The organism is Mesorhizobium sp. M6A.T.Ce.TU.016.01.1.1, assembly GCF_003997065.1.
GTDB lineage: Bacteria > Pseudomonadota > Alphaproteobacteria > Rhizobiales > Rhizobiaceae > Mesorhizobium > Mesorhizobium mediterraneum.
On sequence record NZ_RZTJ01000024.1, the window covers coordinates 1 to 11,678 of the forward strand.

An 11,678-nucleotide genomic window follows, 5' to 3' on the forward strand; every position below is an offset into this window, starting at 1 on the left:
CCCACGAGCCGACCCTCATGCGGTTCGCGGAGGAAACCGGCACGCCGCCGGCTTCCGTCGGCAAGGCGTTGCGGGCGCTGCCGCTTGGCGACGACAATCATGAGCATTCCATATGAGCGACGATCCCGAAGCAGCGCGGCAGATCGAGGAACTGGCCGCCGACGACTGCGTTTCCAAGCGCCCCGGCAGAACCGCTTAGCCGGGGCTCGCGAAAGCGCCTACGGCGTCGTTTCTTCTTCGCTCTCGTCTGCTTCATCATTAGCAACCGGATCGGCCGGCTTCAGCATGGCGCCGTTGACCATCACCGAACCGTCGGCCTTGGTGTTAATGATCCATTCCAACCGGCCGTCCGGCAGCGTCTTGCCAAACCCTTTGATCGCCAGCACTACCGGGAAATACTGCGCGGCTTCCGGCTCCGACTTCGCCGCCGCCTGCAGGCTTTCCACGATCTTGTCGTAGCCGGCTATATCGATCGTCACATTTGCCTCGGGCTTCATGCCGGGGAACGTCATCTCGCCTTCCAGTGCAATTTCCACGTCGCGGTTCTTCACCGTGCTGTGGCCGATGACCATCTTCGGCGCTTTGGCCATGAAATCGGCGGTCAGCGTTTCGCCGAAGCCGGCCGCCAGCGGAGGATTCTGATTGAGATCAAAGGCTTCGATCGCCTTTTTCGCCATGCTGTCGAGATCGATGTTGGCGCCGCCGAAATTCAGATCGATGTCGGTGGGCAACAGCGCTGTGCTCCAGCCGGGCACAAGATGCTGAGGGATCGTCAATCCCGCCGCCTTGATCGAATAGTTGATCGCTCCGTTCTGGGCGATGCCGTCGGACCCGAAGCTAGTGCCCAGCTCCGTCGCACCGAAATGCCCCACCGGGCTCTCGACAGTGAAATCCTTGAACCCGTAGTTTCCGTCGATCCGCTCCCACAGCGGCAGCGCGGCGAGCAAAAGGGATTTGAGCTGCGCCTGGTTGGCCTTCAGCTTGGCCTCGTCTTCATTGGCGACCGCAAATGCCAGCAGATCGAGAAACGGCTTTGTCCTCAAGCCTTTGCCGGTCGCATTCACCGACAATTCTGGCGATTTGATCGTAAGCGGGAATTTCAGCCCGCTTTTTGGGTCGTCAACGTCGATCGCTTCAACAAAGCCGGCCATCGTCTGTGTCATGGTGAAATCGACACCGCCATTCGCGGCCTTGGTTGCGTTCATGGAGGCCGTACCCGCGCCGGTCCTTATTTCCATGTGTTGCACGGCATCCCGTGAGATCATGGTCATACCGGTCATCAATGTCGTAGCACTGGCGAAAGTTGCCAGCTCGGGATCATAGACCCCGGCAAACTTGCCGCCTTCGACCGAGAACTGCGTGCTCTGTGGCCCCTGCGGTCCGTTGATCTCGAAGGAAGCTCTCGTCGTGAAATCCCCCGAGATATCCCATGTCGCGTCGCTGCGCGGTTTGGCCAGCAGGACATAGGGCGCAAAATCGAACTTCAGCAAATCCTGCTTCGGCAGCATTCCGGCAAGCGCCTTGAAGTCGAAGGCGATCTTGTATGCATCACCTTCCACCGAGACCTTCAGGACGCCTTTGTCGATCGCCTGGCTACCGACGTAGCGCAACAGATTTTCGGAAAGCTGCTTCGCACCCTCGCCATCGACGGCCTGGGCGAAAGCGGGCGCGCTAAGCGCGAGAACGAAGACGGCCGGCAGAACACGGGTCACGCAGAATCTCCGTTGCTATTCTTGTAGTAGAAAACTCCAACCGCAACCGTAAGCCGAAACGGGCGAGGCGCAATCCCTCCCAGGCGTTGGATTGAGGAGCTTCACGTCGCCTTCTTCGGTGTGACGACGCAAGCGGCCCGGGCATTGAGCAGGCCCCAGCCGAAGACGGCGTCCTTGCCCGGCGCACCGAGATCTTCCGCCGACTTGCCGAGTGCGTCGTGAATGTCGGCTGCGGTGGCGTTGCTGTTTGCCGATTTCATCAACGCCGCTGCGGCGGTAACAAACGGCGCCGCGAAGGAGGTGCCGGTCTTTGGCCGGGCGCCGCTGACCGAAGCGGCCGTCCACACCTCGACACCGGGAGCGGCCAGATCGATATGCTCGCCGCGCCCGGCACGCCTGTAGGGACGTTTCATGCGGTCCACCGCCGTCACCGCGATCACATCCGCGTAGGCCGCCGGAAAGGAAGGTCCGGCCCTGGGACCTCCATTGCCGGCGGCGGCGACGATCACCATGCCGCGGTCGGCAAGCCTTCGGACAAACTGCTCTAGAAGCGCATTCGCAGGACCCGACAGGCTCATATTCGTCACCTGCACGCCGCGCACGGAAAGAAGATCGAGCGCGCGAAGAAGATCATAGACGTCCGAGCGGTCATCCTGGCGATCGCCCCGGTGAAACGCATCGACCGCGATCAGCCTAGCGTGCGGCAGGAGGCCCGGGGTACGGCTGTCGACGCCGCCGACGAGCAGGGCCGCGACGGCGGTGCCGTGCTGGCGGCCGGACTCGGGAAAGCCGTCGTCCGACAGGCGAAGAACTTCGACCCGGCCTTTCGCGAAGGCGGCATGCGCAGGATTGATCGCCGTGTCGATGAGGCCGATCGTGACATTGCCACCGCAGCCGGCGGGAAGGCCGATATCGGCCGGCCAGCCGATCAGGCCCGCGGCGGCGCAGTGGGGTCCGGCACATTCGGCTTCTTGTCCGGGCCGGTAGTAATGCACGAAATCTGCTGTCGACTGCGGACCGGCGTCGATGACAAGCTCGCGTGCAGCCTCCAGCGGCGTATTGGGTGGTATGCGCAGCCGGACCAGCTCCGTTCCCAGAAGCTGGATGTGGGCGCGGTCCAGGACGGTGAAGCCCGTTGCCTGAAGCCGACCGATCTCAGCCGAACTCAGCCCGGTCGCGACGATCTGGTCCGGCGCCCGGGACGGCAAAGGGACGGCCGGCCGTTGCGCGCGCCTGCCGCCACCTCGTCTTGGCGGCCGCGGAAGAAACCGATCCGTCAGCGAGCGAAACAGATTAGGTCCGGTCGACCGCCGGGGAGCCGTTCCCGACCCACCAGACGACGGGCCGGATCGACCGCCGTCATCACCACCGCCACCATCGTCGCCGCCACCGTCATCACCACCACCATCATCATCGGCGAACGCCGATCTTGGTCCGAACTCTGCGGGCGCCATCTGGCCGCTCGGCGCTTGGGGATCGACCAGCAACGCGACAGCTACCCAGAACGGCAGCAGAGCCTTTGGTCTCAGCCATGAGGTGGCGTCCATAGTTTCCCTTCCGGCCGTTGCCGATTTTCAACATCGCGAGGCTAGCGGACCTATCCGGCAATAAGCTAGCTTTGCGAGGAACGGGCGCGGGGCCGCTTTATTCCAGAACTTGGAGCAACATGCCGGAAAAAACCGACCGCGTCCAAGATCAGCTAGTCGCTTTTCTCCCGAATCTGCGCCGCTTCGCGATTGCGCTCTGCCGGTCCCGCGATATGGCGGACGATCTGGTTCAGCGAGCCTGCGAACGGGCGCTCGCCAACGAGCAGCGTTTCGAGCAAGGGACGCGCTTCGACGCGTGGATGTTCAAGATCCTCCGAAATCTGTGGATCGATGACATCCGCAAGCGCAAGGTCGCCGGCCCGCAGGACGATATCGACGAACGCCATGACATCGCCGGCGTTTCCGGTGAGCGCGAGATGGAGGCGCGGCTGGCGCTGAACAGCGTGGCGCAAGCCATCGGCGAGCTCCCCGGCGATCAGCGCGACGTGCTGCTTCTGGTCTGCGTCGAAGAGCTTTCCTACAAGGAAGCCGCCGAAATCCTTGCCGTGCCGATCGGGACGGTGATGAGCCGGCTGGCCCGGGCGAGGAAGAACCTGGCGGAGGCTACTGGAATATCCACGGCGCCCACCCGTTCTGCGGTCACAAAAGGGGCTACGAAATGACCGAAGAGACTTTTTCGGACGAGATCCTGATGCGGTTCGCCGATGGTGAGCTTGATCCGGCGACTGTCGCCAGGATCGAGCAGGCGATGGAGATCGACGACCGTCTGGTTACCAGAGTCGCTATGTTCATCGAAACCAGAGCGCAGGCGCAGGCCGCGCTGAAGCCGCTGCTCGATGAGCCGGTTCCCGAAAAGCTTGTCGCGGCCGTCGAGCAAATGGTCGAGGCCAAGCGTGCCAGCGAGAAGGCGGCATCGGTATTGCCATTCGGCGGCGGGCGTATGGCGGGACCTCCATCCAGATCCCAATGGCTGCTGCCAATTGCCGCCTCTCTCGCGGCCGTCATCGGCGCGCTCGCCGGGTATTGGGCTGCAGGCACCAACGAACGCGCACAGGGCGGGCTGTGGGTTGCCGGCGTCATTAGGCCAGCCCTCGGCCAAGCCCTTGAAACGGTCGAATCCGGGAAGGAAATCAAGCTCGCCGGGATCAGCGACCGGTTCCGGGCTATCGCCACCTTCCGCAACAATTCGCGGGATTTGTGTCGCGAATTCGAGGTCGACTCGCAGGACCGCTCCACGGTGATGTCGGTCGCCTGCCGTTCCGGCGACGAATGGCGCGTCAGCTTCGCGGTCGTGGCGCCGGGCGACGCCGGAGGCTATGCCCCGGCCTCGTCGGCCGAAGCCCTCGACGCCTATCTTTCGGCGATCGAAGCTGGCACTCCGATGTCAGCCGAGGAGGAAATTCAAGCGCTGACCGAGGTCCGTCAGAAGGACCCGTAAGTGAAGCTGCAACGCGCCGGCTCTCTCTGAATGGAATAAACCCTGCAATCGCCCGTTACTCCGCCGGACCGCAACTGCCGGTCCAGTCTCAAAGAGGAGTAACTACCATGACAAGACACTGGAAACTCAAGTCGACCCTGGTCGCAGGAATGGCAGCGCTCGCAAGCACCGCGGCGCAGGCGAAGGAGTATCCCGCGGCGCCCCTGGAAACCGAGCGTCCGCCGGCCGCAATGACCAGCCAAAGCGATGGTGCCTTCATCGTCGCGGGCAACAGTTCGTCAAATTCGAGCTCCAACTCGTCGAGCAATTCGAGTTCGAACTCGTCGTCGAACAGCTCCTCCAATTCGAGCTCGAATAGTTCGGATCGCGGGCCGCGCCACTGGCGGTCCCGCTAGGGCATCGGGCCCGAGAGATAGAGCGGCGGTACGCTTCGACTTGAAAGTCCGCCGCTCTATCGATCCACAAAGAAACGGGGGCCCAGCGGCCCCCGTTTCGCATTCTTCTCCGGGAAAAAGTTAGCGGGCCGCGCGGGCCCATTTGCGATACCAGCCTTCGCTCGCAATCGTGTTGCGATAGACCGTTTCGCGTTCCGTCGCCTCGGCTCCGGTCTCCGCCCGGATCTCCGCCTTGAGCGCCGCACCTTCGCGGCGAACCGGTATGACCTGGACGAGCGGCGTGCCCTTTTCAATGACGTAGAGTCCATCAGGCGCAGTCGCGAAGAATGGAAAATGGATGTCGGCTGCATAAGTGTCGGTATCGACGATGCCGGCGACACATTCGAAAGGCTGAGCCGGCCTGTTAAGCGGCGGCAGGAACAAGGAACTCCAGCCCGGCGGGGTGCGGATCGACCAGTAATTGTGAAACTTGCATGGGGGCCCCGGCTCCTTCGGGTTGCCGGCGACCTGATGGGCGCCATGATTGCTCACCATAGTCCTGTCGAACTCCCAGCCGGCATCGACGGTGCGGCCGCCATCCTTGACCTCAAGGCGGACCGTCGCCGCAAGCGGCAGGATCCAGCCGGTTGTCATCGCATCGAGAAACGGCATGCAGCGCTTGACGGTCAGACCGTTGTTGGTGGCCGACGAATGCTGCGAATCGACCGCCGGCAATTTGCGGAACCAGTCCGGCAGGACCGTCTTGGCCGCCACTGGCGGGGCGATGACGCCATGGTCTTCCGGCCGACAGAGAAACCGGATCGAGCGAGAGGTCTGGGAAAAATGAAACATCGATAGCCTCCATGGAAAAATCCGAGGAGGAACGGGCCGCAGGCGGATTTATTCCTGCTGAACGTCAACCGTCTGATTGCAGGCAGGCCACGATAATTCGGGCGCCGCCGAGCGAGAACAGCGACAGCGGCGCGCACAGCAGCACTGGCTAAAGCAGCAATCGCATCAGCGGCCGGCCTGCCTTGCGCTCGACCAGCCTCTCGAAGCCGGCTTTCTCGAAGACCCGCGACGAGCCGACGAACAGGCCGATCGAACGCGAGTCCTTCGACAGGTCGATCGGACACGCCTCGACCAGCCGCGCGCCATTCTGGCGGGCAAACTCGATGCCGCCTTCGACCAGGCGATGGGTGACGCCCCTGCCGCGCGCTTTAACGCGGATGAAGAAGCACGAGATTGCCCAGACGCCCGGATCCGCGGCATCGGCGGGATCGACCGGCGCCGACCCCCTGCCCTTATTGTTCCATTCGGGCACGTCGGCGCGCGGGCCGATCTGCATCCAGCCAACCGGCTTGCCATCCTCGAACGCCAGCAGGCCAGGTGGCGGCCCAGCCTCGATCCGCGCCTTGATGTGGTCCTTGTTGCGCTCCCGGTTGCTGGCGCGGCGAGCTGCCGGCGACAGCCGGAAATGTGTGCACCAGCAGCCGTAACAGGCGCCTTGCTTACCGAAAAGATCTTCGAAATCCGCCCAAAGCTCGGGCACCAGCGGCGCTATGGTCGTAATCATGAACTCTCTCCCGGCCCACCGCCTTGTCGTGGCGTCCGTCCTGACGTACCATTGCATTTGTTCTCTTTATGTTCGCAGCGATGGCGGCTTCTGTCAACAATCCCGATCACGGTTTTTGCCGCGACTGCCTGACCTTCCAGCGCAGCGAGGCACGGCGTTGCGATCGCTGCGGCAGCCCGCGGCTTACTCGCCATCCGGAACTCTACCGGCTGCATCTTGCCCATATCGATTGCGATGCGTTTTACGCGGCGGTCGAAAAGCGTGACAACCCGACGCTGAAGGACCGGCCGTTGATCATCGGCGGCGGCAAGCGCGGCGTCGTCTCCACCGCTTGCTACATCGCCCGCATCCACGGGGTGCGCTCGGCAATGCCGATGTTCAAGGCGCTTGAAGCCTGCCCGGAAGCGGTCGTCCTCCCGCCGGACATGGAAAAATATGTACGCGTCGGCCGCGAGGTGCGCGCCATGATGCAGGCGCTGACGCCGCTGGTCGAGCCGATCTCCATCGACGAAGCGTTTCTGGACCTTGCCGGCACCGAGCGCCTGCATGGCTTGCCGCCGGCGGTGGTGCTGGCACGCTTCGCGCTTGGTGTGGAGAAGGAGATCGGCATCACCGTTTCATCAGGCCTTTCCTACTGCAAGTTCCTGGCCAAGGTGGCGTCGGATTTTCGCAAGCCGCGCGGCTTTTCGGTGATCGGCGAGGCCGAGGCGGCCGGCTTTCTCGCCGAGCAGCCGGTGACGCTGATCTGGGGCGTGGGGAAAGCCTTCGCCGCCACGCTTGAACGGGACGGCATCCGGATGATCGGCCAATTGCAGCGCATGGAGCGCGGCGACCTGATGCGCCGCTATGGCGTGATGGGCGACCGGCTCTACCGCCTTTCGCGCGGCGAGGACGATCGCCGCGTCCATCCCGACCAGGATGCGAAAAGCGTCTCGGCGGAGACCACCTTCGACACAGACATCGCGTCCCTGGATGAATTGGTTTCGGTGCTGAGGGCGCTGTCGGAAAAGGTCTCGGGGCGGCTGAAAAAATCCGGCATTGCCGGGCGCACCGTCGTGCTGAAGCTAAAGACCCAGGATTTCAAGACCCGCACGCGCAACCGCCAGCTCGGCGACCCGACACGGCTGGCCGACCGCATTTTTTCGACCGGGCTCGAGCTGCTGCGCAAGGAAACGGATGGCACAAGATACCGGCTGCTTGGCATCGGCGTCAGCGACCTCTCGAATGACGAAAAGGCCGATCCGCCCGATCTCGTCGATATCCAGTCACGCAAGCGCGCCATGGCCGAAGGCGCCATCGACACGCTGCGCGACAAGTTCGGCCGCAAGGCCGTGGAGACCGGCTACACCTTCGGCAAGGGCCGCAGCGCCCACCCGCCCGAGCCGATCGAGGACTGAGCATGATGCCGAACCTTCGGCTCGGAAAAGATCATGCTCAAACAAGAAGATAGAGCGGCCTTCAGATGCGCCTCAAATCGATCCGGCTGGTCATCACGCGCTCACCGGTTTTCGGGTCGACGTCGATAACGGTCAGCCGCATGCCGTCCTCGCCGCTCTTCTCGACCGTCATTTGCGCCGTGCGATCGCCGTTGACCTCCTTCGCCCAGCGGATGCCGAGATTGATGGAATTGCCCGAGCGCCTGCCGCTAAGCTGCGCCGGCCCGGTGCGGGATCCGACATAGGTGCCGGTGTACTTCGTCCCGCTGGACTTCAGATCGGCACTGATGGCGCGCGTCACCACGACCAGACCGCGGCAGGTGCCGTCCAGCGACAATGAGCTCGATGTCGCGTCGGAATTGAAGCGGCAGGAGACGTTCACCGTCGGCGCATCGGTGGTTACCTTGACGGTCCCCTTGCCGGCAAAATTCCCCTGGAACGAGCGGAGGAAATCGGCTTCGTCGGCGTGAGCTGCGCCAGCCGCAGCCGCCAGACAGCCGGCGAGTGCAAATCGTGCGAATGATTTCATCGGATCTCTCCTCGTTGAGATCGGAAACAAGGCACTCCCTGCTAGGCAGGTAAACACTACGAATCAACGCCCGCCACTTCGGCAGGTTCCGCCTTCAACATGACTGTTTTGCAACACGTCGCTTCTGGCCCAGCCGAATGCGTCGACTAGCGGTTGCAGTGAAAGTCCCGGCTTGCGACATAGCGCGCATGGCACCCTCACCATCGATACCCAAGGCCGCATTCTGGATGGCGCTGTCGATCGCATCGTTTCTGGCGATGTCGGTCGCCGGCCGTGCCACGACGGCCGAGCTCAACGTCTTCCAGGTGTTGGAACTGCGCTCGGTCATCGGCTTTTTCATCCTCCTGCCGCTGGTGATGATATCAGGCGGTTTTGCGGCAATGCGCACCAAACGGCCCTTGGCCAATATCGTCCGCAACGTCGTCCATTTTATCGGCCAGGCGGCGTGGCTTTACGCCTTGACGCTGATCCCGCTGGCCGTGCTGATCTCCATCGAATTCACGACGCCGATCTGGACGGCCATCCTGGCGGTCGGCTTCCTCGGTGAAAGGCTAAGCCGGCCCAAGGTTGCGGCGATCATGCTGGGGCTGATCGGCGTAATGATCATCGTGCGTCCGGGAGCGGGCTCCGTCGATCCGGGACATGTCGTCGTGCTGGGCGCCGCCGTCTGCTTCGGCATATCCGTGGTTCTGGTCAAGTCGCTGACGCGGACGGACAGCGTCGTGCGCATCATCTTCTGGATGCTGCTTATCCAGTCGGTGCTCGGCCTTGTCCCGGCGCTCTACGAATGGCGCAATCCGCCGCTCGAACTGTGGCCGTGGATCCTGCTGATCGCCTTCACCGGCATGTCGTCGCATTTCTGCATGGCCCGCGCGCTCGCCTATGCCGACGCGACCGTCATCTCGCCGATGGACTTTTTGCGCGTGCCGCTGTCGGCGCTGATCGGCTGGCTGCTTTACCACGAGCAGATCGACGCTTTCACCGCCGGCGGCGCCTTGCTGATCCTGATGAGCAATCTGCTCAATCTGCAACGGAAAGCGACGAAACCGGCTGAGATCGCGGTATCATAGTTCCGTCGGAGCTCAAATACCGTCGTCGGGTATCTTGAGAAGATGCCCGCAGGCCTTGCAGTGGACGGCGTCGGGCTCGTGCCGCTGAAGGCCGCATTGCGGGCACGGGAAGAAGACCTTGGCGGGGCGGAAGAGCGCCTGCGCCAGCCTGACGAACAGCGATATGCCGATGATCATGGTGACAATCGCGGTGAGCTTGCCGGCTATCCCCGGCAGCACGATGTCGCCGAAACCGGTCGTTGTCACCGTCGCGACGGTGAAATAAAGCGCGTCGACATAGCCTTCGAGACCGGCCCCGGTGCGGAAGAAGAAGGTGTAGACGAAGCCGGTGACGACAAACAGGAATGTCAGGAGATTGATGACCGCGTGGCTTGCCTCGCGCCATTTTTTGAGGCCGCGCATCTCGAAATACCGCCACAGCGCGCCGCTGCGCGACAGCGACCACAGCCGCAGGATGCGCAGGAAACCCAGATTGGCCAGCGCCGAAGGCATCAGCAACGTCAGCAGGATGAAGGCGTCGATCCACGACGCCGGCTGTTTCAGCAGGCGCAGCATGTCATTGGAGGCGAGCAGCCTGGCAATCATGTCGGCGGCGACAAGTGCTGCGACAGAATAATCAAGCCAGAGGAACGAGGACGACTCCTGGATCACCGGTGTGGCGATGAAGAAGGCGATGATGGCAAGGTCGATGATGATCGCCGCCAGTTGAAACCGGAAAGCCGCAGGTGTGCGCCCGTGATAAAGCTTGCGCAACGTATCGCGCAGCCGCGCCAAGGCTGATAGCTCCCGCGCTCCGTCCTTGTCTGCCGCCTTCATGGCAACTGCGATAACGTTCGCTGCAACAGCCGTCCAGTGGGCAGAGCAGGGATAAGCCGCCGGGTTGAGAACATCCGGAGAGTTTCAGACCCGGAAAGCATTCAGACCGGTTCCGCCTCGATGATGCTGATGCGAGGTCCGGCTTCAACAATATTCGCGACCCGGAAATCCGACGCTGCAAGCAGCACCCTGAATTCTTCCGCCGTGCGCTCCTGCCCGCCCGGCATGACCAGCATGTTCAGATCGCCGAATTTTGCGCCGGCGCCTTCGTTGGGCGGCGCCAGAATGCTCTCGAGCACCAGCAGCTTGCCTTCTGGGCGCATTGCCCGGCGGCAGGTTGTCAGGATGCGGATGTTTGTGTCGTCGTCCCAGTCATGCAAGATCCATTTAAGCACAATCGCATCGGCGCCCTCGGGCACCGAGACGAAGAAATCGCCGGCAACGATATCGCAACGATCGGCCACGCCCGCGGCGTCAAAGACCGGGCCGGCCTTTGCCACGACCTGCGGCTGATCGAAAAGAATGCCGCGCTGGCCGGGATTGCGGCAGAGGATTTCGGCAAGCAGCGCGCCCTGCCCGCCCGCGACATCCATGACGACAGAGAACGGCCGGAAGTCATAGGCCGCGATCACCGCGGCGGCGACGCCACGCGACATGGCCGTCATCGCCCGGTCGAAGATGACGGACTCTTCCGGATGCTCCGCCCGATATTCCCAAACGCCCTTGCCATGAGCATGGCGAAAGGCGTTTTCGCCGGTGCTGACACTGTGCAGCAGATCGCTCCATGCCTGACGGAAATAGGGCCGTCCGGCCAGGATAGCCCACGGCGCGACCGAATGCTGAACATCGGATCGCAACGCGCCGCCAACCGGGGTCAGTGAGAAGAGCCGGTCTTCCGCTTCATGGAACACGCCGACCGACGCAAGGGCGCGCAACAGCCGGTAGAGCGCCTGCGGATGGGCATCGGTCAACGCGGCAAGTTCGCCGCTGGTGCGTTTTCCGTCCTTAAGGTGGTCTGCGATGCCCAGCGTGGCGGCGACGCATATCGCCTGAGATACCTGGAACCCATTCACCATCTTCTGGAGTTCGGCAGCGGCTGTCCGCTCGTCCATGACGCACTCCCCCGGCCGCCGAAAGACCCAAGGCCGCCGAGCTCACAATACCAGCGGCGTTATCACCG

12 protein-coding genes and 1 pseudogene are annotated in these 11,678 nt (G+C 63.0%); 5 read left to right on the forward strand and 8 right to left on the reverse strand.

What is annotated here, in order from left to right; all coding sequences use genetic code 11:
* Nucleotides 1–116, forward strand: a pseudogene (locus EOC94_RS34835) (DUF3572 domain-containing protein); the annotation flags it as partial.
* A 102-nt stretch (nucleotides 117–218) separates the two neighbouring features.
* Here EOC94_RS34835 and EOC94_RS28390 read toward each other — a convergent pair.
* Entirely contained in the window at nucleotides 219–1,712 is a 1,494-nt protein-coding gene (locus EOC94_RS28390) for a hypothetical protein (RefSeq protein WP_127294784.1), read from the reverse strand.
* Nucleotides 1,713–1,813: 101 nt separating this feature from the next.
* A complete protein-coding gene (locus EOC94_RS28395) occupies nucleotides 1,814–3,259 on the reverse strand; it encodes a S8 family serine peptidase (protein WP_245465672.1) in 1,446 nt (481 codons plus the stop codon).
* A gap of 119 nt (nucleotides 3,260–3,378) precedes the next feature.
* On the opposite strand from EOC94_RS28395, the gene EOC94_RS28400 reads away from it, so the two are divergent.
* Both EOC94_RS28400 and EOC94_RS28405 read left to right on the forward strand, forming a co-directional pair.
* The gene (locus tag EOC94_RS28400) at nucleotides 3,379–3,921 is read left to right on the forward strand and encodes an RNA polymerase sigma factor (RefSeq protein WP_127294786.1); all 543 of its coding nucleotides are present in this window, start codon (nucleotides 3,379–3,381) and stop codon (nucleotides 3,919–3,921) included.
* Nucleotides 3,918–4,697: an anti-sigma factor gene (locus EOC94_RS28405; protein ID WP_127294788.1), complete on the forward strand. Its 780-nt coding sequence runs from the start codon at nucleotides 3,918–3,920 to the stop codon at nucleotides 4,695–4,697. Before EOC94_RS28400 ends, EOC94_RS28405 begins: the two co-directional genes overlap by 4 nt.
* 88 nt (nucleotides 4,698–4,785) lie before the next feature.
* Here the strand turns inward: EOC94_RS28405 and EOC94_RS34215 are convergent, their stop codons facing one another.
* The 3 genes from EOC94_RS34215 to EOC94_RS28420 all read right to left on the reverse strand — a co-directional run bounded on the left by EOC94_RS34215 (nucleotide 4,786) and on the right by EOC94_RS28420 (nucleotide 6,647).
* On the reverse strand, nucleotides 4,786–5,040 hold the full coding sequence (locus tag EOC94_RS34215; protein ID WP_185928340.1) for a hypothetical protein: 255 nt from the start codon (nucleotides 5,038–5,040) through the stop codon (nucleotides 4,786–4,788).
* A gap of 172 nt (nucleotides 5,041–5,212) precedes the next feature.
* Nucleotides 5,213–5,923 carry a DUF6065 family protein gene (locus EOC94_RS28415; RefSeq protein WP_127294792.1) on the reverse strand — a complete coding sequence of 237 codons (711 nt, stop codon included), beginning with the start codon at nucleotides 5,921–5,923 and terminating at the stop codon, nucleotides 5,213–5,215.
* A 148-nt stretch (nucleotides 5,924–6,071) separates the two neighbouring features.
* On the reverse strand, nucleotides 6,072–6,647 hold the full coding sequence (locus EOC94_RS28420; protein ID WP_127294794.1) for a GNAT family N-acetyltransferase: 576 nt from the start codon (nucleotides 6,645–6,647) through the stop codon (nucleotides 6,072–6,074).
* 68 nt (nucleotides 6,648–6,715) lie between these two features.
* Here EOC94_RS28420 and EOC94_RS28425 point away from each other — a divergent pair, with 68 nt between their 5' ends.
* A complete protein-coding gene (locus tag EOC94_RS28425; protein WP_127294796.1) occupies nucleotides 6,716–8,044 on the forward strand; it encodes a DNA polymerase IV in 1,329 nt (442 codons plus the stop codon).
* A 61-nt stretch (nucleotides 8,045–8,105) separates the two neighbouring features.
* On the opposite strand, the gene EOC94_RS28430 is transcribed toward EOC94_RS28425, so the two are convergent.
* On the reverse strand, nucleotides 8,106–8,612 hold the full coding sequence (locus EOC94_RS28430; protein ID WP_127294798.1) for a hypothetical protein: 507 nt from the start codon (nucleotides 8,610–8,612) through the stop codon (nucleotides 8,106–8,108).
* 188 nt (nucleotides 8,613–8,800) lie between these two features.
* Here EOC94_RS28430 and EOC94_RS28435 point away from each other — a divergent pair, with 188 nt between their 5' ends.
* Nucleotides 8,801–9,682, forward strand: a complete 882-nt coding sequence (locus tag EOC94_RS28435) for a DMT family transporter (RefSeq protein WP_127294800.1) — start codon at nucleotides 8,801–8,803, stop codon at nucleotides 9,680–9,682.
* 12 nt (nucleotides 9,683–9,694) lie between these two features.
* Here the strand turns inward: EOC94_RS28435 and EOC94_RS28440 are convergent, their stop codons facing one another.
* Complete coding sequence (locus EOC94_RS28440; RefSeq protein WP_095485381.1) at nucleotides 9,695–10,498, reverse strand: potassium channel family protein; 804 nt, start codon at nucleotides 10,496–10,498, stop codon at nucleotides 9,695–9,697.
* A 101-nt stretch (nucleotides 10,499–10,599) separates the two neighbouring features.
* Nucleotides 10,600–11,610: a methyltransferase gene (locus tag EOC94_RS28445; RefSeq protein WP_127294802.1), complete on the reverse strand. Its 1,011-nt coding sequence runs from the start codon at nucleotides 11,608–11,610 to the stop codon at nucleotides 10,600–10,602.
* Nucleotides 11,611–11,678 lie beyond the last annotated feature (68 nt).

Excerpts from the sequence above, each read along its gene's own strand:
- EOC94_RS28395 (WP_245465672.1), bottom strand. The coding sequence starts at position 3,259 with ATGGACGCCACCTCATGGCTGAGACCAAAGGCTCTGCTGCCGTTCTGG.
- EOC94_RS28400 (WP_127294786.1), top strand. The coding sequence starts at position 3,379 with ATGCCGGAAAAAACCGACCGCGTCCAAGATCAGCTAGTCGCTTTTCTC.
- EOC94_RS28405 (WP_127294788.1), top strand. The coding sequence starts at position 3,918 with ATGACCGAAGAGACTTTTTCGGACGAGATCCTGATGCGGTTCGCCGAT.
- EOC94_RS28415 (WP_127294792.1), bottom strand. The coding sequence starts at position 5,923 with ATGTTTCATTTTTCCCAGACCTCTCGCTCGATCCGGTTTCTCTGTCGG.
- EOC94_RS28420 (WP_127294794.1), bottom strand. The coding sequence starts at position 6,647 with ATGATTACGACCATAGCGCCGCTGGTGCCCGAGCTTTGGGCGGATTTC.
- EOC94_RS28425 (WP_127294796.1), top strand. The coding sequence starts at position 6,716 with ATGTTCGCAGCGATGGCGGCTTCTGTCAACAATCCCGATCACGGTTTT.
- EOC94_RS28430 (WP_127294798.1), bottom strand. The coding sequence starts at position 8,612 with ATGAAATCATTCGCACGATTTGCACTCGCCGGCTGTCTGGCGGCTGCG.
- EOC94_RS28435 (WP_127294800.1), top strand. The coding sequence starts at position 8,801 with ATGGCACCCTCACCATCGATACCCAAGGCCGCATTCTGGATGGCGCTG.
- EOC94_RS28440 (WP_095485381.1), bottom strand. The coding sequence starts at position 10,498 with ATGAAGGCGGCAGACAAGGACGGAGCGCGGGAGCTATCAGCCTTGGCG.
- EOC94_RS28445 (WP_127294802.1), bottom strand. The coding sequence starts at position 11,610 with ATGGACGAGCGGACAGCCGCTGCCGAACTCCAGAAGATGGTGAATGGG.